At 67.9% G+C, this 17,618-nt stretch carries 21 protein-coding genes; 15 read left to right on the forward strand and 6 right to left on the reverse strand.

The features are described 5' to 3' along the window. A complete protein-coding gene (locus tag LOY33_RS05650; RefSeq protein WP_054915053.1) occupies window positions 1-312 on the forward strand; it encodes a YqfO family protein in 312 nt (103 codons plus the stop codon). 46 nt (window positions 313-358) lie between these two features. On the opposite strand, the gene tatC is transcribed toward LOY33_RS05650, so the two are convergent. The 3 genes from tatC to tatA are packed head-to-tail and all read right to left on the reverse strand — an operon-like array spanning window position 359 to window position 1,601. Continuing rightward, the gene (gene tatC, locus LOY33_RS05655) at window positions 359-1,105 is read right to left on the reverse strand and encodes a twin-arginine translocase subunit TatC (protein WP_116053009.1); all 747 of its coding nucleotides are present in this window, start codon (window positions 1,103-1,105) and stop codon (window positions 359-361) included. After that, window positions 1,102-1,389, reverse strand: a complete 288-nt coding sequence (gene tatB / locus LOY33_RS05660) for a Sec-independent protein translocase protein TatB (RefSeq protein ID WP_054915051.1) — start codon at window positions 1,387-1,389, stop codon at window positions 1,102-1,104. The genes tatC and tatB overlap by 4 nt, the downstream gene beginning before the upstream one ends. Then, on the reverse strand, window positions 1,389-1,601 hold the full coding sequence (gene tatA, locus LOY33_RS05665) for a twin-arginine translocase TatA/TatE family subunit (RefSeq protein ID WP_043860635.1): 213 nt from the start codon (window positions 1,599-1,601) through the stop codon (window positions 1,389-1,391). Before tatA ends, tatB begins: the two co-directional genes overlap by 1 nt. A gap of 141 nt (window positions 1,602-1,742) precedes the next feature. Here tatA and gspK point away from each other — a divergent pair, with 141 nt between their 5' ends. Next, the gene (gene gspK / locus LOY33_RS05670; RefSeq protein ID WP_088514569.1) at window positions 1,743-2,708 is read left to right on the forward strand and encodes a type II secretion system minor pseudopilin GspK; all 966 of its coding nucleotides are present in this window, start codon (window positions 1,743-1,745) and stop codon (window positions 2,706-2,708) included. A gap of 21 nt (window positions 2,709-2,729) precedes the next feature. On the opposite strand, the gene LOY33_RS05675 is transcribed toward gspK, so the two are convergent. After that, a complete protein-coding gene (locus LOY33_RS05675; RefSeq protein WP_123752950.1) occupies window positions 2,730-4,781 on the reverse strand; it encodes a PhoX family phosphatase in 2,052 nt (683 codons plus the stop codon). Between the two features lie 228 nt (window positions 4,782-5,009). On the opposite strand from LOY33_RS05675, the gene LOY33_RS05680 reads away from it, so the two are divergent. The 12 genes from LOY33_RS05680 to LOY33_RS05735 are packed head-to-tail and all read left to right on the forward strand — an operon-like array spanning window position 5,010 to window position 15,656. Continuing rightward, entirely contained in the window at window positions 5,010-6,650 is a 1,641-nt protein-coding gene (locus tag LOY33_RS05680; protein WP_258662205.1) for a lipoprotein UxpA, read from the forward strand. Next, complete coding sequence (locus tag LOY33_RS05685; protein WP_116055303.1) at window positions 6,650-7,072, forward strand: pilus assembly protein PilZ; 423 nt, start codon at window positions 6,650-6,652, stop codon at window positions 7,070-7,072. The genes LOY33_RS05680 and LOY33_RS05685 overlap by 1 nt, the downstream gene beginning before the upstream one ends. 4 nt (window positions 7,073-7,076) lie before the next feature. After that, window positions 7,077-9,032, forward strand: a complete 1,956-nt coding sequence (gene gspD, locus LOY33_RS05690; RefSeq protein WP_116053021.1) for a type II secretion system secretin GspD — start codon at window positions 7,077-7,079, stop codon at window positions 9,030-9,032. 5 nt (window positions 9,033-9,037) lie between these two features. Further along, window positions 9,038-10,486 carry a GspE/PulE family protein gene (locus LOY33_RS05695; RefSeq protein ID WP_100633129.1) on the forward strand — a complete coding sequence of 483 codons (1,449 nt, stop codon included), beginning with the start codon at window positions 9,038-9,040 and terminating at the stop codon, window positions 10,484-10,486. Between the two features lie 3 nt (window positions 10,487-10,489). Beyond that, window positions 10,490-11,692, forward strand: a complete 1,203-nt coding sequence (gene gspF, locus LOY33_RS05700) for a type II secretion system inner membrane protein GspF (protein WP_043860628.1) — start codon at window positions 10,490-10,492, stop codon at window positions 11,690-11,692. 13 nt (window positions 11,693-11,705) lie between these two features. Then, window positions 11,706-12,140, forward strand: a complete 435-nt coding sequence (gene gspG / locus LOY33_RS05705; protein ID WP_043860627.1) for a type II secretion system major pseudopilin GspG — start codon at window positions 11,706-11,708, stop codon at window positions 12,138-12,140. 2 nt (window positions 12,141-12,142) lie between these two features. Then, a complete protein-coding gene (gene gspH, locus LOY33_RS05710; protein ID WP_258662210.1) occupies window positions 12,143-12,583 on the forward strand; it encodes a type II secretion system minor pseudopilin GspH in 441 nt (146 codons plus the stop codon). Continuing rightward, window positions 12,580-12,948, forward strand: coding sequence for a type II secretion system protein (locus LOY33_RS05715; protein WP_054915043.1), 369 nt, complete (start codon window positions 12,580-12,582; stop codon window positions 12,946-12,948). Before gspH ends, LOY33_RS05715 begins: the two co-directional genes overlap by 4 nt. Then, window positions 12,945-13,532, forward strand: a complete 588-nt coding sequence (locus LOY33_RS05720) for a prepilin-type N-terminal cleavage/methylation domain-containing protein (RefSeq protein ID WP_054915042.1) — start codon at window positions 12,945-12,947, stop codon at window positions 13,530-13,532. The genes LOY33_RS05715 and LOY33_RS05720 overlap by 4 nt, the downstream gene beginning before the upstream one ends. Beyond that, complete coding sequence (locus tag LOY33_RS05725; RefSeq protein WP_253086883.1) at window positions 13,529-14,629, forward strand: type II secretion system protein GspL; 1,101 nt, start codon at window positions 13,529-13,531, stop codon at window positions 14,627-14,629. The genes LOY33_RS05720 and LOY33_RS05725 overlap by 4 nt, the downstream gene beginning before the upstream one ends. Further along, complete coding sequence (gene gspM, locus LOY33_RS05730) at window positions 14,626-15,012, forward strand: type II secretion system protein GspM (protein ID WP_054915041.1); 387 nt, start codon at window positions 14,626-14,628, stop codon at window positions 15,010-15,012. Before LOY33_RS05725 ends, gspM begins: the two co-directional genes overlap by 4 nt. A gap of 20 nt (window positions 15,013-15,032) precedes the next feature. Further along, entirely contained in the window at window positions 15,033-15,656 is a 624-nt protein-coding gene (locus tag LOY33_RS05735) for a general secretion pathway protein GspN (RefSeq protein ID WP_258662214.1), read from the forward strand. An 89-nt stretch (window positions 15,657-15,745) separates the two neighbouring features. On the opposite strand, the gene LOY33_RS05740 is transcribed toward LOY33_RS05735, so the two are convergent. Further along, complete coding sequence (locus LOY33_RS05740; protein ID WP_054915039.1) at window positions 15,746-16,303, reverse strand: murein L,D-transpeptidase family protein; 558 nt, start codon at window positions 16,301-16,303, stop codon at window positions 15,746-15,748. A gap of 34 nt (window positions 16,304-16,337) precedes the next feature. After that, entirely contained in the window at window positions 16,338-16,886 is a 549-nt protein-coding gene (locus tag LOY33_RS05745; RefSeq protein ID WP_043863174.1) for an NUDIX hydrolase, read from the reverse strand. 131 nt (window positions 16,887-17,017) lie between these two features. Between LOY33_RS05745 and LOY33_RS05750 the strand changes: the two genes are divergently transcribed. Continuing rightward, window positions 17,018-17,617: a CoA pyrophosphatase gene (locus LOY33_RS05750; protein ID WP_043863175.1), complete on the forward strand. Its 600-nt coding sequence runs from the start codon at window positions 17,018-17,020 to the stop codon at window positions 17,615-17,617. Window position 17,618: the final 1 nt, after the last annotated feature.

Genomic DNA, 17,618 nt, shown 5'->3' on the forward strand with positions numbered 1-17,618 from the left:
GTGTTCAAACTCGCCTTCTTCGTGCCGCCCAGCCATGTGGAGCAGGTCAAGGCCGCTGTGTTCGCCGCCGGTGGCGGACGCATCGGCGCCTACGACAGCTGTGCGTGGCAGGTGCTGGGCCAGGGCCAGTTCCGTCCGTTGAGCGGCAGCCAGCCGTTCATCGGGCAGAGCGGGGTGGTCGAGCAGGTCGAGGAGTGGCGGGTCGAGCTGGTGGTGGACGATGCGCTGGTGGGGCCGGTAGTCGCGGCCCTGAAGGCGAGCCACCCCTACGAGACCCCGGCCTACGAGGTCTGGCAGCTCGCTGATTTCTGATTGGCAGGTCTGCCTCTTCGCCGGCCTTGCCGGTGAAGAGGTCCGATCAGGCAACCTCCATCCTCTGCTCCTGCTTGCGCTGCACCCCCGCACACGCCAGCAACCCCACTTCAAACAGTATCCACATCGGCACCGCCAGCAAGGTCTGTGAAAACACGTCCGGCGGGGTCAGCAGCATGCCCACCACAAAGCATCCGACGATCACGTAAGGCCGGCTCTTGCGCAGTGTCGCCACATCCGTCACCCCCGCCCACACCACGATGAAGGTGGCCACCGGTATCTCGAACGCCAGCCCGAACGCCAGAAACAGCGCCAGGATGAAGTCCAGGTACAGGCTGATGTCGGTCATCATCGACACCCCGGCCGGGGTCACGCTGGCAAAAAAACCGAACATCATCGGAAACACCACAAAGAACGCGAAGGCCATGCCGGCATAGAACAGCACGATGCTCGATACCAGCAATGGCAAGGCGATGCGCCGTTCCTTGCGGTACATCCCCGGTGCCACGAACCCCCACACCTGGTGCAGCAGCACCGGCATGGCGACGAACAGCGCAGCCATCAGGGTCAGCTTGAAGGGCGCCAGGAACGGCGACGTCACGCTGGTCGCGATCATGCTCGCGCCTTCGGGCAGGTAACGGCGCAAGGGTTCGGACACGGCGGTATAGAGGGTCTGGGCGAACGGGAACAAACCCAGGAACACCAGCGTGACGGCCAGCAGGCAGCGCACCAGGCGCCGCCGCAGTTCGGTCAGGTGGGCAGTCAGGGGCATGCCCGCTTGGGTATCAGTCATGGGCAGGGTCCATTGGTCGAAGTCGGGGTCGGCTGCGCCTGCAGGCTCACGCCCTGGCGCAGTTCCTGTTCCAGACGCCGCAGTGGCTCGGCATCCAGCTCCTGGGTCAGTGCCTGGGTGTCGAGCTCACGCTCCACCTGTGCACGCAGCGCCCCCATGGCACGCCTGGCCTGGCCCACGCCACGCCCCACGGTGCGCATCGCCACCGGCAGGCGTTCGGGGCCCAGCACCAGCAGCGCGACCACGCCCACCAGCAGCAGCTCGGTAAAGCCGATCTCGAACATCAGCTGCGTTGTTCCGGTTGCCCCTGCTGTACCTGCTGCACCGGGGCAGGGGCGTCCGGGGTGTCGGCCTGCGGGCCGTTGCCCATGGATTTGCGAAAGCCCTGGATCGCCTCGCCCACGTCCGCGCCCAGGCCCTTGAGGCGCTTGGTGCCGAACAGCATGAACACGATCATCAACACGATAACCAGTTGCCAGATCCCGATACCGCCCATGTGAAGCACTCCAAGGTCATGAAAAAGAAGGGTTTATCCTGCCTGCGCTTTATGACGCAAAGGTGACGGGCAACGCCTTTGCCATGTGCCTGAAACATCCGCCGTGTTGACTGGCCGCTCTTTGGCAGAGGTAGCGTGACGATGGGTGGCAAGCGACAGCAGGGCGCGGCATTGCTGATGGTGCTGGTGGTGCTGGCGATGATCGCCGGTGGCCTGGCATGGCTGGTACAGGAGGGGCGCGCCCAGGTCGATGCGGTGCGCCTGGTGCAGCAGCGCGTGCAGGCGCGCGGGCTGGAGCGGGCCGGGCTGGCCTTTGCCGAGCAGGCCCTGCAAGACCCCAGCTGGCGTGCCAGCCCGCTGTTCTGGCAGGCGCTGCGTGGCCAGGCGCTGCCGTATGCGTTCGACGGCGGTTCGGCGACCCTGCGTATCCGCGACCTGCACACCTGTTTCAACGTCAACAGCCTGGTGGGCGAGGATGCCGAGCGCGCCGAACGCCAACTGCAGTACCTGCTGGGCGGCGACATGGCCGCCGCCCAGCTGGCCCAGGCCCTGGCCGACTGGATCGACAGCGATCACCAGGCGCGTCGCGAGGGCGCCGAGAACGATCATTACCTGCGCCAGTCGCCGCCGCGCCTGGCGGCCAACCAGCTGATGCTGGACATGAGCGAGTTGAACCTGCTGCTGGGCCCCGACCCGCAACGCCAGGCCCGTTACCCGCAGCTGTGTGCGTTGCCCGAAACCACGCACTGGCGGCTCAATGCGAATGCGCTGAGCCTTGAACAGTTGCCGTTGCTGGAGGCGCTGTATGAGGGAAAGATGAGCCGCTCACTGCTGAGCCGGGTGGTCACTGCACGCCCGGCCACCGGCTACCGGGATGCCGGCGCCTTGCGCCAGGCACTCGGTGCGCTGGACGATGCGACCTTCGAACGCTTGAGTGAGGGGTTGTTGCTCAACAGCGGGGACTTTCTGTTGCAGCTGGAGATCGAGCAGGACGCTCACGTGCTGCGCAGCCAGTACCAGGTACATGCCCGTGGCGTGGTGCAGTGGCATGCCCTGGTGCCGGTGCAGCAGGTGCGGGTAACCCGGCGCGAACCGCTGCCCTGGTGAGGGCAGCGGTGCCGGTCGGGTCTAGACGCCGATTTCACCGCCATCGTTGCGCTGGATCACCACTGTCGAGGCGCGTGGGCGCACGGTGGTGCCGGCGGGGGTGACGGTGGTTGCGACGTCGGTCGACGGCCAGTTCTCCGGGTGCTGGATGTTGACGAAGATCGACTTGTTGTCCGGCGTGAAGGCGATGCCAGTCACCTCGCAGCCGTTGGGGCCGACGAAGAAGCGGCGCAGGTCGACCTGGTTCTGGGCATTGATCGGCACCTGCTTGCCGCTGGCATCGACCAGGTCGGTGGGGATCACCGCCAGCATCTGGTCGTTGGTGTAGTCGGTCAGGGTCGATTCGCCGTTGTCGGTCTGGAACCACAGGATGCCGCGGCTATCGAAGCTCATCCCGTCGGGGCTGGCGAACTGGTTGAGTTCGGTCAGCCCCGAGCGGTTGATGTCGGCGCTGCCGGCGGCGTTGGCGCCGAACACGAAGATGTCCCAGGTAAAGGTCAGGTGGTCGTCGCTGTCGTGCCAGCGGATGATGTGGCCATGCTTGTTCGGCCCGCGCGGGTTGGCGTTGTCGACAGTGGCCGGGGTGCGCTTGCTGTTGTTGGTCAGGGTCAGGTACACGTCGCCGTTGAGCGGGTTGACCGTGGTCCACTCCGGACGGTCCATAGGCGTTGCGCCCAGGGCATCGGCGGCGCCACGGGTGTTGAGGATGATGCCCGGCAGGTCGGTGTATAGCGCGCCCAGGGTGGTGCCGGCCTTGGTGGTGGTGGCGACGTCCAGCAACAGCCAGTGGCCGCTGCCGTCGGCGTCGAAGCGCGCCACGTACAGTTTGCCGTCGTCCATGTACTTGGCACCGGTAGCCAGGCGGTTGCTCGGGTTGGCGTCGGCGGTGTCCCACAGGGCGGTGGAGACGAACTTGTAGAGGTACTCGTTGTTGGAGTCGTCGCCCATGTAGAACACCACCGGCTTGCCGGCTACCGGCAGCGCCGGGCAGCAGCCTTCATGGCGGAAACGCCCCAGGGCGGTGCGCTTGACCGCACGGGTGCTGGCGTCATAGGGGTCGATCTCGACGATGTAGCCGTAGGTGCTGGCTTCGTTGCGGTAGTCGTCGGTGGCCGTCGCGCCGGTGGGGTCAAGGATGAACCGGGTGAACTCGCCGTCCACTTCGCTGGCATCGCCGGCGGCACTTTCCCAGGCGTAGTTGCCCTTGCTGGTGCTCACCCCGATGCGGCGCTGATCGTCCGGCACGGCGCCGCTGGTGTTGACGAAAATTCCTGGCCAGTTCTCTTCGCAGGTGAGGTAGGTGCCCCACGGGGTGAAGCCATTGCCACAGTTGTTGTTGGTGCCGCGGGCTTGGGTACCGGTGTTGGAGAACACGGTCTTGACGTGGTCGCTGCCGCGCAGCGGGCCGGCCAGGTCCATCAGCGTGGCGGTGGTGAAGCGGCGGTTGAGCGGGTCGTTGTCGACCACTTGCCAGCGTCCGTTGACCTTGCTCAGGCGCACCACGCCGGCACCGTGGGCGTTGATTTCCTTGCGCACTTCCTCGGCCGGGCGCTTGCCGCTGCCGTCCACGGTCGGGCCGGCCGGGTGCAGGGCGTCGGCATCGATGTACTCGAAGTTGATCGCCAGCAGGCCGTCGTCGGAGCTGCCGTTGATGGGGAAGAAATGCATGCCGTCATGGTGCATGCCCATGGCGTTGGCCTGGTCGGCGGCAGTGTTGGTGCCGTCGCTTTTCCACGGGTTGCCCGCGCTGTTCAGCGGTGTACCCCAGGGTGCCAGCACGTAGGCGCTGTAGCCGTCGGCGACCACGCAGGCGTCGGTGCGCGAACCGGCGATGGAGTTGAAGCCCAGCTTGAGTTTCGGTTTCTCGGGTTCCACCGGAGGGGTCGGCTTGTGGCTCGAGCCCCCGCCGCTGTCGAAGCAGCCGCTCAGGCCTGTCCCTGCAATCATCGCGATCGCGGCACCGAGGCTGCCGCGCACCACGCTGCGGCGGCTCAGGTAGGCATCCAGGACAGTCGCCATTGGCAGGTTGCCACTGGTGTTGCGGTCCAGGTTGTCGCCGGTGTCTCGACTCATCTCTTCATATCCTTGTTGGGTGAAGTGGCTTCTACGGAAACCGGCACTGTAGAGAGCGAGTGTGATGATTGATTGGCAGTTTTGTGAACAGACCTTTAAGGAAATGAATCCTTACCATTTGATTTGGATGGGGTTTTGTACGCCCTGTCGAATAACTGCCATCAAACTGTAATCCCCTCGCCGCACTATCCGCTGCGACAGTTGATCAGCCCGAGGGCGATGGAGTAGATGGCGAGCATGTACAGACGCGATGTGTTGGGCTGGATGGGCGTTGGCGCAATGGCGCCGCTGCTGACCGCCTGTTCCAGCCTGGCCACACCGTCGACGGCAGAGGCCGGCACGGTGGAGCTGCTGTATTTTGCCGACACCCTGGATGCGCGCCAACCCGGCATGCCCGTGGTGCCGGCGACGCGCCTGGGGCCGGTGAGCCACCTTGGCAAGGCACCGTGGATGAGCGGTATCAATGCCCGCCAGGGGCGTGCCGAGCTCAACCCGCTGCTCGACGCCAGCCTTGCCGAAGGCGTACAGACCGGCGGGTATGCGGTGTTGGGTGCCCTGCTCGAACAGCTGCGCGAGGCGGCGGGGCGGGGCAACTGCCTGACCCTGGAAAATGGCCAGGGCTGGAACGGCAGTGGCCTGGCCTACCTGACCCAGGGCGCTAGTGGCGTGCAGGGCAGCCGGATGCTGGGCAGCGAGGTACGCGTGAGCAGCGATGAGCGGGTGCTGTGGCCGCGCCAGTGCGCCGGCCTGTATCGCCAGTACGGTCAGGCCGTGCTTGGTGCGGGGCTGGCCCCCGAACGCGCCCAGGCCCTGGGCACGCCGGCCTTCACTGTGCTGCACCGCGGCGGCGTGCGGGTGGCGGTGGTCGGCATTACCGACCCGTACGCCCGCGACCAGAACGCATCCCTCAAACAGTGGTATCAGGCGCTGCTGCCGGCCTTCGAACAGGCACGCCAGGCGGCGGACCTGGTGATCGCCCTGGCGGACGTGGGCACCGGCCCCGGGCTGTGGCTGGCCGAGCGTCTGAGCGATGCCGACCTGCTGCTGTGCGCCCGTGGCCAGGACCTGTGGCCGCAGCCTGTCTCGGTACTGCAGGCCAGCGGCAAGCAGGTGCCGGTGCTGCTGGCCGGCAACCGTGCCAGCGGCGTGTTCGCGGTGAACTGCCTGCATTGCGACGGGCGCTGGCAGTTCACCGCGCAGTTTCATCCCGCCTTCGAACACCGCCTCACGCCGGCTGCCCGCGCGCGGGTCGAGCCGTTGCGCGCGCAGTTGCAGCAACAGCGCGCCGGGCATGCCGCCTGGCTCGACCAACCCCTGGCACAGGCACCGCAAAACCTGTGGCGACGCGATACCCGTGGCGGCAGCTGGGACAACCTGCTGCACCAGGCGCTGGCCGATGACAGCGGGGCACCGGTGCTGTTGCCGGGGCTGCGCTACGACAGCCCGCTGGCGGCCGGCCAGCCGATCACCCGCGAACACCTGATCAGCCTCACCGGCAGCTACCCGGCCCCGGTGGTGCAGGTGCCGGCACGCCAGGTACAGCAGGTGCTGGAAAACGCTGCCGAGCAACTGTTCGGCACGCCGCTGCTGCTCGACAACAGCCAGGATTTGCCGCGCTGGTTTGGCGCGCCCTGGCAGGTCAGCTACAGCCCGGGCGGCAAACGGGTCTCCGGGGTAGCCGCACAGGATGGCCAGTGCCGCACCTTCGGCCTGCAATTCGACAGCGACGCCGGCGAGCCACTGTGGCAGCGGGTGGAAGCATGGCTGGCGCAGCAGCCCCCGGGCTGGCAGTTGCCGCCGCTGGCCCTGCCGCAGGTGCGTTACGTCCAGGGCCACCCTGGCTGGCACCCGCGCGGGCTGGCCAGTTGATCAGCCCGGGCCGCGTGCTCGACGGCGTGCTGTTGAGCCTGGCCGGCTGGCTGGCTGCGCAGTGCGTGCTGCTGGCCGCCCGCGAGCCGCTGCCGGCGCCGGCCGCAGAGGCCGAACCGGCTGAGCTGCCCGGCCTGCTGGTCGGGCATTGGCAGGCGCCGCCGGCCAGTGACGCGCTGCCGCTCACGCGCTTGCCCGTGCATTACCTGGGCGGCCTCAAGGCCGTGCCCGCCAGCGCCACAGTGGTGGTGCTGCGCTACGAGCAGGCGGTGCGTACCTACGTTCGCGGCCAGCGCCTGGCACCGGGCATCGTGCTGCAGGATATCGATGACGATGGCCTGATTTTCGACAACCAGGGGCGGCGCGAGCGCTTGCCCTGGCCGCCACGGCCCGCCGTGACCGGCTTCAAGCGCCAAGGATGAAGGGATGATCGCAAGATTCTGCGTGGCTGGCGTACTGGCCCTGGGGCTCAACCTGGCCTGGGCGTTCGACGAGCCCGAAGCGGTAGCGGACGAAGACGGTACACCGCTGTACGAGGTGAATTTCGTCGACACCGACCTGGGCGAGTTCATCGACAGCGTGTCGCGCATCACCGGGACCACGTTCATCGTCGACCCGCGGGTAAAAGGCAAGGTCACGGTACGTACGGTGGACCGTCACGACAGCGAGGCGATCTACGATATCTTCCTGGCCCAGCTGCGGGCCCAGGGCTTTGCTGCAGTGGACCTGCCCAACGGCAGCGTGAAGATCGTGCCCGATCAGGCGGCGCGGCTGGAGCCGGTGCCCGTCGAGAGCGGGCGCAAGGCCCAGGCCGGCAGCGATGGCATCGCCACCCGGGTGTTCAACGTGCGCAACGCCGCCAGCGAACAGATGCTGGCGATCCTCAAGCCGCTGATCGACCCCCGTGTGGGGGTGATCACGCCGTACCCGGCCGCCAACCTGCTGGTGGTGACCGACTGGCGCAGCAATCTGGAGCGCATCGACAGCCTGCTGCGCCAGCTCGATCAGGTCAGCGAGGAGCCGCTGCAGGTGATGCCGCTGCACCATGCCAGCGCCAGCGATACCGGTCAGTTGATCACCCGCCTGCTGGCCCGCGAGCAGGGCGCCGACAGTGCCCAGGTGGTCGCCGACCCGCGCAGCAATGCCCTGCTGGTGCGCGGCAGTGCCGACAGCCGCGAGCGCGTGCGTGCCTTGCTGGCGCAGCTGGACCGCCCCGGCGACGCATTGCGCAGCTCCAACACTCAGGTGATCTACCTGCGTCACGCCAATGCCGGCGAGGTGGTCAAGGTGCTGCGCAGCCTCAGCCAGGATGCCGGCGCTGCGCCGGGCGAAGCTGACAAGGACGCCAAGGCGCCCGTGCCGGTCAACCTCTCGGGCATTCGCCTGGAATACGAGGAGGGTACCAACGCCGTGGTCATGGTCGGGCCCGACAGCGAGCTGGCGGCCTACCGCACCATCGTCGAGCAACTGGACATCCGCCGTGCGCAGGTGGTGGTCGAGGCGATCATCGCCGAAGTGTCCGACTCGCGGGCCCAGGAGCTGGGCGTGCAGTGGCTGTTCGCCGACGAGAAATTCGGTGCCGGCGCGGTCAACTTCGGTACCGGCGGTGCCAGCATCACCGGCATTGCCGGGGCCGTGGCCAGCGGCGACAACGCGGCGCTGGGCAAACTGTTGTCGGGCGTGAACGGCGTGACGGCCGGCATCGGCAACTTCGGCGGCGGCTTCAACTTCGCCATGCTGGTCAATGCACTCAAGAGCAACAGTGGCTTCAACCTGCTGTCGACCCCGACCCTGCTGACCCTGGACAACGCCGAGGCGTCGATCCTGGTCGGCCAGGAAGTGCCCTTCGTGACCGGCTCGGTAACCCAGGACAACACCAACCCCTACCAGACCATCGAGCGCAAGGAGGTCGGTGTAAAACTGCGCATCAAGCCGCAGATCAACAGTGACAACACCGTGCGCCTGGACATCGTGCAGGAGGTCTCGTCGATTGCCGACACCGCTGCGGCCAGCGACGTGATCACCAACAAGCGCGAGATCAAGACCAAGGTCATGGTCGAGGACAACGGCCTGATCATTCTCGGCGGGCTGATCAGCGACGAGGTCACCTCCAGCCATCAGAAGGTGCCGTTTCTGGGGGATATCCCCGGGCTGGGCCGGTTGTTCCGCTCCGATGCCAGCCGTGGCGTGAAGCAGAACCTGATGGTGTTCATCCGCCCGCGGATCCTGCGTGACGGGGCCAGCCTGACCAGCCTCAGCAGCGAAAAATACCGCAGCCTGCAACAGACCACGCCGCTTGCCCTGCCCAGCCTGGCCGATGGCAGCGAGTTGCTGCGGGTGTTCCCGGCCAGCCGCCAGCGCCTGGACGAGGGCACCTGGTGAAACCGTTGCTGCCCTATCGCCTGGCGCGCCAGGGCGGGCTGGCCATGGCGCCTGGCGCCGACGGCTGGAGCCTGTGGCTGCGCCCGGATGTCGACAGCGACCAGTTGCACGAGCTGCTGCGGGTGTATGGCCCGCCCCAGACCGTGTGCCATTTCGACGCGGGGGAGTTCGACACGCGCCTGGGCCAGTTGTACCAGGCCGGCGAGAACGCCACGGCGGCGCTGATCGAGGGCATTGGCGAACAGGTCGACCTGGACGGCCTGATCAGCGAGATGCCGCGGGTCGAGGACCTGCTCGAAAGCGATGACGAAGCCCCGGTGATCCGCCTGATCAACGGGCTGTTCGGCGAGGCGCTGCGTCAGCAGGCCTCGGACATCCATGTGGAAACCTTCGAGCAGAGCCTGGTGGTGCGCCTGCGGGTCGACGGCCACCTGCGCGAGGTGCTGCGCCCGCCACGTGCGCTGTCGGCCATGCTGGTGTCGCGGATCAAGGTCATGGCGCGCCTGGACATCGCCGAGAAGCGCCAGCCCCAGGACGGGCGCATCACCCTGCGCTCGGGTGGGCGCGAGGTCGATGTGCGTGTCTCGACGCTGCCGGGTATCCACGGCGAGCGAGTGGTGATGCGCGTGCTCGACAAGCAGGCCAGCCTGCTCTCGCTGGGCAACCTGGGCATGCCCGGTGCCGTCGAGGCGGGCCTGCGCGCCTGCCTGGGGCGACCCAACGGTATCGTGCTGAGCACCGGCCCGACCGGTTCGGGCAAGACCACCACGCTGTACGCCAGCCTCAACAGCCTGAACGACGGCAGCCGCAATATCCTCACCGTCGAGGACCCGGTGGAGTACGCCATCACCGGCATCGGCCAGACCGCCATCAACCCGCGTGCCGGGCTGACCTTTGCCAGCGGTTTGCGCGCGATTCTGCGCCAGGACCCGGATGTGATCATGCTTGGCGAAATCCGCGACCGCGAAACCGCGCAGATTGCGGTGCAGGCCAGCCTCACCGGCCACCTGGTGCTTTCGACCCTGCACACCAACAGTGCGGTGGGCGCGGTGACGCGCCTGCGCGACATGGGCGTGGAGCCTTTTCTGATTGCCTCGTGCCTGCGCGGGGTCATGGCCCAGCGCCTGGTGCGGCGCCTGTGCAGTTGCGCCGTGGCGCAGCCATTGCAGGCGGCCGAGCGGGCGTTGTGGCCGGAGCTGGTCGAGCTTGAGCACAGTTATCACGCAGTGGGCTGCGCGCAGTGTCAGGGCAGCGGCTATCGCGGCCGGCTGGGGCTGTATGAGTTCATCGAGCTGGACGCCGGGCTGATCGGCCTGCTGTATGACGGGGCCAGTGAGGTGGCCATGCAGGCGCATCTGCAGGGCCGGCGCCAGAGCCTGGCCGGCATGGCCAGCGAGTGCCTGCGCCAGGGCCAGACGAGCCTGGCCGAAGTGCTGCGCGCGGTGCAGGGCTGAGCCATGCCGACCTACCGATACCAGGCCGTTGACCTCGCCGGGCGCACCCTCAAGGCCAGCCTGCAGGCCGAAAGCGAGCGCCATGCCCGCCAGTTGCTGCGCGAGCAGGGGCTGTTCGCGCGCCAGTTGCAGGTGCAGGGCAACGCGCAGGTGTTGCCACGGCGCCAGCGCGTGAGCCGCGCACAGCTGTGTGAACTGACCCGGCAACTGGCCACGCTGACAGGGGCCGGCATTGCATTGGTGGATGCCCTGGCCACCCTTGAGCGGCAGTTGGTGGAGCCGGCCCTGCGCAATCTGCTGGTGGGGGTGCGCGGCGCGCTGGCAGAGGGGCTGGGCCTGGCCCGCAGCCTGGCACGCCAGGGCGGGGTGTTTTCAGCGCTGTACTGCGCGCTGGTCGAGGCCGGCGAACGCTCGGGGCGCCTGGCCCAGGTGCTGGAACGCCTGGCCGACCACCTTGAGCAGGTGCAGCGCCAGCAGCACAAGGCGCGTACCGCGCTGATCTACCCGTGCGTGCTGATGGGGGTGTCGCTGGCGGTGGTGGTCGGCCTGATGAGCTTCGTGGTGCCCAGGCTGACCGAACAATTCGCCCATTCCGGGCAGAGCCTGCCGTTGATCACGCGCCTGCTGATCGGCGCCAGCGAAGCCCTGTTGCTGGCCGGGCCGTGGCTGCTGGGCGCCGCGGTGCTGGGGGCGGCAGGCGCGGCGCGGCTGCTGCGTCGGCCGCACTGGTGCCTGCGCCGTGACGACCTGCTGTTGCGCCTGCCGCGCGTGGGTGCGCTGCTGCGGGTGCTGGAAAGCGCGCGGCTGTCGCGCAGCCTGGCGATTCTGGTCGGCAGCGGGGTACCGCTGCTCGAAGCCTTGCAGGTGGCCACCGCCACCCTGGAAAACCGACGCATTCGTCTGGCGCTGGAGCGGGTGCAGGTCGATGTGCAAGGCGGCGTCAGCCTGCACCGCGCGCTGGATGCCAGCGGGCAGTTCCCGCCGATGCTGCTGAACATGGTCGCCAGCGGCGAGGCCAGCGGCACCTTGCCCGACATGCTCGAGCGCGTGGCCGACAACCAGGAGCGCGGCTTTGCCCGTCAGGTCGACACCGTGATGGCGTTGTTCGAGCCGCTGATGATCCTGGTCATGGGCGCGGTGGTGCTGTTCATCGTGCTGGCGGTGCTGTTGCCGATCATGCAGCTCAACCAGGGCCTCACACTTTAATAGGAGCACTACCATGCAGACACGACGTTCCCGCCAGCACGGCTTCACCCTGATGGAAATCATGGTGGTGATCTTCATCATCGGCCTGCTGATCGCGCTGGTGGCGCCCAGTGTGCTGGGCAGCCAGGACAAGGCCATGAAGCAGAAGGTGATGGCGGACCTGTCGAGCCTGGAGCAGGCGCTGGACATGTATCGCCTCGACAACCTGCGCTTCCCCACCGCCGAGCAGGGGCTGTCGGCCCTGGTGAGCAAGCCGCAGGCCGAGCCGGTGCCGCGTGCCTGGCGGGCCGATGGCTATATTCGCAGGCTCCCGCAGGACCCGTGGGCCACACCGTACCAGTACCGGGCGCCGGGGCAGCATGGGCGCATCGACATCTATTCCCTGGGTGCCGACGGGGTGGAGGGCGGCGAGGGGATCGATGCCGACATCGGTAACTGGGACCTCTAGGCATGCCGGCCCAGCGTGGCTTCACCCTGCTGGAGCTGCTGGTGGTGATCGCCATCGCCGGGTTGATGAGCGCCCTGGCGGTGGCCTCGCTCGCCAGTGCCAAGGCGCCTTTGCACCAGGCCCTGGAGCGCCTGGCCGCGGCGTCGCGGGCGCAGGCCGACCTGGCCCTGCATGGCGGGCAGGTGCGCGGCCTGCGCTGGAACGGGCAGCGGCCCGAGTTCGTGCGCCTGGTCGAGGGCGACCAGTGGCAGGTGGAGCCGGTGGCGCTGGGCGAGTGGCCGGCCGGGCTGCGCCCGGACTGGCCTGCGGGCAGCACGCCACGGGTGATGTTCACCCCCTCCGGGCTGGCCCGACCGGTGAGGCTGGAGTGGCGCTGGGCCGAGGGCCGGCAGCGCTGGCACTGGCGTCATGCTGCCGGCCTGCAGGTGGTGAACGTGCCATGAAGGCTCGCCAGCGTGGTTTCACTCTGCTCGAAGTGAGCGTGGCCCTGGGCATCGCCGCGACCATGGCGATCATCAGCAGCCAGGTACTGCGCCAGCGCCTGGTGGTGCAGCAGGGCGTGCAGCAGCATTGGCTGGGCAGCCTGTGTGCCCGGGAACTGCAGGCGCGCTTTGTGGTGGAGCAGTACTGGCCGGCGCAGGCACTGAGTAGCGGCGAGCTGCGTCAGGGGCCGGGCACCTGCCACTGGCGGTTGCAACTGGGTTCCACCGGCGTGCGCAACCTGCGCGGTGGCGAACTGCGCCTGTTTGCCGACCGCGATGAACGTGAGCCGCTGGGTCAGTACCGCCTGTTTCTGGTGCGCCCGTGAGGCGCAGGCAGCAGGGCCTGACCCTGCTCGAACTGCTGGTGGCGCTGGCACTGACCGCTGTACTGGGTGTGCTGCTGGCGGCGCTGGTCAATGGCTGGCTGAGCGTACGTGAGCGACTCGACCAAGCGCCGCAGGCGAGCCCGGTGCTGAGCTTCTGCCTCGGGCTGGAGCGCCGCTTCGACGCCACGGTGCTGCGCCAGTTGTACGAGCAGCGCCTGCCGTTGGCCTTGAACTGGCTGGACTGGCAGCCTGCCGAGTTGCAGCTGCAATGGGTGGCGCTGGCGGCGTGGCCGGCGGCCGAAGGCGGCTCGCGCTTGCAGCGCCAACGCCTGCGCTATGACCGGCGCGATGCACGCCTGCTGTTGGAGACCTCTGCCGACCTGTATGCCGTCGAGCGCCCGCACTGGGTGCTGCGCGACAGCCTGACCGGGGTGTCCAGCCCCGTTTTCGAATTTCGCCAGGGCAGTCGTTGGCTGGCCTGGCCCTCTGCCGAACGCGCTGCGCCCGATCGTGGTGTACGGCTCGAGTTCCAGCGTGATGGAGCCCCCTATGTGTGTACGTTTGCCCTGCCGGAGAGCCAATGATTGACATTCGATACTGGCGACGGCGCCAGCCTGGGTCGTGGTTGCTGGTGCGCCCCGATGAGGCCGGCTGGAGCTGGCTGCAGGTGAGGGCCGGTGAGGTGCTGCGCGCGGGGCACGGGCAACCGCCGGAAGGTGCCGATCGCGTGGCGCTGGTGGTGCCGGGCAGTGAATGCGCGCACTTCCATTTGCAGGCGCCGCCGGGTCTCAAGCGTGAAGAGTGGCCATTGCTGCTTGAAGATCGCGTGTTGCAGCCAGCCGAGGCGATCCATGTCGGTTGTGTGTCGCGAGGTTCGGGATGGCTTGAGCTGGCGGTGATTGACCGGCAACGCCTGGCGGGCTGGTTGCAGGCTTGCCAGGGCTGGGGCCTGCAGGTCGAGCGCTGCTGGGCGGAGTTCCAGCTGCTGCCGGAGCTTGCCCCCGGCGATGCCTGGTGCTGGCGACGCAGCCCGGACCTGAGCCTGTTCAAGAGTTGTGGCGCCGACCGGCGCCAGGCGTGGCTGGCCTGGCCGACGGCGCTGGGGGCAACCCCGCCGCCGGTGTGGTGCGACAGGCAGGTGCAGGCATTCGAGGGCGCGTGGCCGGCGTCGCTGGCGGCGCTGGAACGTCTGCCCGGCCTGTTCGAGCTGCGCCGCACGCCCCGCGCGCGACCGCACCTGGCACAGGGGCAACGGCGCCTGGCGACGGCCTGCGCCGTGCTGGGTGTGGTGTGGTGTGGCCTGTGGCTCGGCCTGCAGTGGCGCCAGGTCACGCTGTACAAGTCGCAGGTGGTGGCCGTGACCGGGCCGCTGAGTACCCCGCGCCAGGCTACGCAGTGGCTCAAGCGCGAGCGTCAGACGCGGGATGAGCGCAACCTGCGACTGCGCCAGCTGGAGGCATTGCAGGGCGCCATGGTGCAGTGGCTTTCGGCGCAGCCTGGCTGGCGGCTGCAGCGTGCGCGGTTTGATGGCACACGCTGGACCTTGCAGTTGCAGGGTGCGCAGGCACCGTCGGACACGCCGTGGGCTGCCATGGCCGCCAGTGCCGGGGCGCAGGTGGCGGTGCAGCCGACCACGGCAGATGCCGTGCAACTGGTGTTCGACCTGGGGGCAGGAGCATGAGCAGCGTCACCGCACGGCGCTGGTTGATGCCGCTGGCCTGGACCGCAGTGGCCCTCTTGCTGTTGAGCCTGGTGGTGCGCGAAGGCCTTGGCCAATGGCGCGAGCTTTCGCAGTGGCGCGAACTGGCCGCCTCGGCGACGGCCATGCACTCAGGCGCCGAGGTGACGCTGGAGCGATTGCAGCAGTCGGCTGCGGCGCAGCAGCTCGTGCTCAGCGACGTGCAGCCGGTTGACGCGGGGTGGCAGGTGCGCGGCCAGGTCAAGGACGAGCGGCGGCTTCAGGCGTGGTTGCTGAGCTTGCAGCGTGAAGGCGTTCAGCCGCTTCAATGGGGGCTGGAGCAGGCGCCGTCGGGCCTGAGTTTCGATCTGGTGCTGGCGCGATGAGCCGCAGGAGGTTGGGGTGGATGCTGTTGGTGTTCTGCCTGACGTTGCTGGCGGGGTTGCCGGCGCGCTGGTTGTTCAAGGCTGCGCCGTGGCCTGCGCAGGGCGTGGCCGGTAGCGTGTGGCAGGGGCAGGCCGGGCGGATCGGCGACGTTGGCCCGTTGAGCTGGCAGGTGCGCCCGTGGGCGGTGCAGGTGCAGGCAGGGTATCAGGGCCAGCGCTGGGGGCTGGTATTGCGCGGCTGGCCGTGGGACTGGCAAGCGAGCGTCATGCCGCAGGGGCCGGCCAGCCGTGTGGCTTCGGCGTATCGCCTGGGGGGTGAGTGGTCGGGGCAACTGGCACTGAGTGGGCGTGGCGCGCGGTGCGTGAGCGGGCAGGGTGCGCTGGTGGCGGATCAGCTGGCCCTGGTGGCGCCATGGACGCTGGCCCTGGGGCGCGGCGAGGTGCGCGTGGTGTGCAACGAAGGCTGGCGGCTATCGGCGCGACTGGCTGCGGCGGGGCAGCACCACCTGGCGCTGGACGCGGGGGGGGCAGGCGGTACGCTGCAAGGGCAGGTGGAGCAGGGGGCGGCATTGTATCCGGTGCTGGTCGGCGGGCAGTGGCTGCAGGCCGGAGAGCACGCGGTGCGGTGGTCCTTCAATTGGTGATTCGCCAGTGGGCGCTTTTTCGCCGGCAAGGCCGGCTCCTGCAGGTTTGGGGGGGCGGCAGGTAGGAGCCGGGGAAGGGGCACGCTCGGTCAGGGCCGAATCTCGATCAGCGTGCCGTCGCTGACCAGGTTCCACACTTCGCGCATGTCGCGGTTGGTCATGGCGATGCAGCCTTCGGTCCAGTCCAGGGTGTGGAACAGCGCCTCGGGGTAGTCCGCACTGTCCGGTGTGCCGTGGATCATGATCATGCTGCCCGGCTTCACCCCTTCGCGGCGGGCACGGGCCGAGTCGCTGACATTGGGGTAGGAGACGTGGATGGCCAGGTTGTAACGGTCGGACACCTTGCGCCAGTCGAGCCAGTACAACCCCTCGGGCGTGCGCTTGTCGCCCTCGCGCAGCTTGGCACCGGTGGGCTGCTTGCCCAGCGAGATGCGGTAGCTCTTCATCGAGGTGTCGCCGCTCATCAGTTGCAGGCGGCGTTCGGACTTGATCACCAGCACCTTGTCGATCAACGGGGCGCCGGAGGGGGTGGGCGCCGGGGTCGAGGGTGTCACCTGGCCAAGCGGTTTTCGCACAATGGTTTCGGTAAACGCCGCCTGGGACACCGACGCCACACCGAGGCAGAAGAGGGCAAGCAACCAGCGCATGAAACGGTATCCCTGATAGTGGCGACGTATGGGTTCAAGTGAGCGGTTCGACCCGCGGGGACAGGCATTCGGTGCGTACCGGGTAATGCTGCCCCTGGCGGTCGAGATAGTAGCATTCTAGGGCACGACTCACGGTCCTGAAAGCCAGCTCGTCCCAGGGGATCTCGCTTTCCTCGAACAGGCGCACTTCCAGGCTCTCGACGCCCACCGCAAATGCCAGGTCGGCCAGCTCGGCGCGGTAGAACACATGCACCTGGTTGATGTGCGGCAGGTCGAACAGCTGGTACAGGGCCATCGGCCCCAGGCGCGCGCAGGCTTCCTCGTCGGCCTCGCGGCGGGCGGCGTGTTCCATGGTCTCGCCGTTTTCCATGAAGCCGGCCGGCAGGGTCCAGTAGCCACGTCGCGGCTCGATGGCGCGTCGGCACAGCAGCACCTGGCTGCCATGGCTGGGCAGCACGCCGGCGACGATGTTGGGGTTCTGGTAATGGATGGTGTGGCAATGATCGCAGACATGACGCAGGCGGTTGTCGCCGTCGGGGATGCGATGAGTGACCGGTTTGCCGCACGCACTGCAGTAATTCATGCTTATCTTCCTGGTGGCTGCGCCTATCTTCGCGCCAGTGCGCGCAGGCCCGCAAGCGCGATTGTCGCGGGGGCTTGGGCGGGCTGCGCCTTTGGTGCATCATGCAGAGACCCGACAGAACGAGAGAGACCATGCTGGACGAGTTACTTCGCCGAATGAGCAGTCACACGCCGGGCACCCTGGAGACCGATCGTCGGTTCCCCGAGGCTGCCGTGTTATTGCCCATCACCCGCAGCGAGTCGCCCGAACTGGTGCTGACCCTGCGCGCCAAGGGGCTCTCGACCCATGGCGGCGAAGTGGCCTTCCCCGGCGGGCGGCGAGACCCCGAAGACCCGGACCTGGTGTTCACCGCGCTGCGCGAGGCCGAGGAGGAAATCGGCCTGCCGCCCGGGCTGGTCGAAGTCATCGGCCCGCTGAGCCCGCTGGTTTCGTTGCACGGGCTGAAGGTCACGCCGTTTGTCGGGCTGATTCCCGACTATGTCGAGTACCGCGCCAACGATGCCGAGATTGCCGCGGTGTTCAGCGTGCCGCTGGAGTTCTTCCGCCAGGACCCGCGCGACCATACCCACCGCATCGACTACCAGGGCCGCAGCTGGTACGTGCCCAGCTACCGTTTCGGCGAGTACAAGATCTGGGGCCTGTCGGCGATCATGATCGTCGAGCTGGTCAACCTGCTTTACGATGCGCGCATCAGCCTGCACCATCCGCCTGAGCGCACCCCTACAAGATGAG

Origin of the sequence: Pseudomonas sp. B21-036 (assembly GCF_024748925.1) — a bacterium.
GTDB lineage: Bacteria > Pseudomonadota > Gammaproteobacteria > Pseudomonadales > Pseudomonadaceae > Aquipseudomonas > Aquipseudomonas palmensis.

Coding starts and splice junctions, on each gene's coding strand:
- tatC (WP_116053009.1), bottom strand. CDS start 1,105: ATGACTGATACCCAAGCGGGCATGCCCCTGACTGCCCACCTGACCGAA.
- tatB (WP_054915051.1), bottom strand. CDS start 1,389: ATGTTCGAGATCGGCTTTACCGAGCTGCTGCTGGTGGGCGTGGTCGCG.
- tatA (WP_043860635.1), bottom strand. CDS start 1,601: ATGGGCGGTATCGGGATCTGGCAACTGGTTATCGTGTTGATGATCGTG.
- gspK (WP_088514569.1), top strand. CDS start 1,743: ATGGGTGGCAAGCGACAGCAGGGCGCGGCATTGCTGATGGTGCTGGTG.
- LOY33_RS05675 (WP_123752950.1), bottom strand. CDS start 4,781: ATGAGTCGAGACACCGGCGACAACCTGGACCGCAACACCAGTGGCAAC.
- LOY33_RS05680 (WP_258662205.1), top strand. CDS start 5,010: ATGGCGAGCATGTACAGACGCGATGTGTTGGGCTGGATGGGCGTTGGC.
- gspD (WP_116053021.1), top strand. CDS start 7,077: ATGATCGCAAGATTCTGCGTGGCTGGCGTACTGGCCCTGGGGCTCAAC.
- gspF (WP_043860628.1), top strand. CDS start 10,490: ATGCCGACCTACCGATACCAGGCCGTTGACCTCGCCGGGCGCACCCTC.
- gspG (WP_043860627.1), top strand. CDS start 11,706: ATGCAGACACGACGTTCCCGCCAGCACGGCTTCACCCTGATGGAAATC.
- gspH (WP_258662210.1), top strand. CDS start 12,143: ATGCCGGCCCAGCGTGGCTTCACCCTGCTGGAGCTGCTGGTGGTGATC.
- LOY33_RS05715 (WP_054915043.1), top strand. CDS start 12,580: ATGAAGGCTCGCCAGCGTGGTTTCACTCTGCTCGAAGTGAGCGTGGCC.
- LOY33_RS05725 (WP_253086883.1), top strand. CDS start 13,529: ATGATTGACATTCGATACTGGCGACGGCGCCAGCCTGGGTCGTGGTTG.
- gspM (WP_054915041.1), top strand. CDS start 14,626: ATGAGCAGCGTCACCGCACGGCGCTGGTTGATGCCGCTGGCCTGGACC.
- LOY33_RS05735 (WP_258662214.1), top strand. CDS start 15,033: ATGCTGTTGGTGTTCTGCCTGACGTTGCTGGCGGGGTTGCCGGCGCGC.
- LOY33_RS05740 (WP_054915039.1), bottom strand. CDS start 16,303: ATGCGCTGGTTGCTTGCCCTCTTCTGCCTCGGTGTGGCGTCGGTGTCC.
- LOY33_RS05745 (WP_043863174.1), bottom strand. CDS start 16,886: ATGAATTACTGCAGTGCGTGCGGCAAACCGGTCACTCATCGCATCCCC.
- LOY33_RS05750 (WP_043863175.1), top strand. CDS start 17,018: ATGCTGGACGAGTTACTTCGCCGAATGAGCAGTCACACGCCGGGCACC.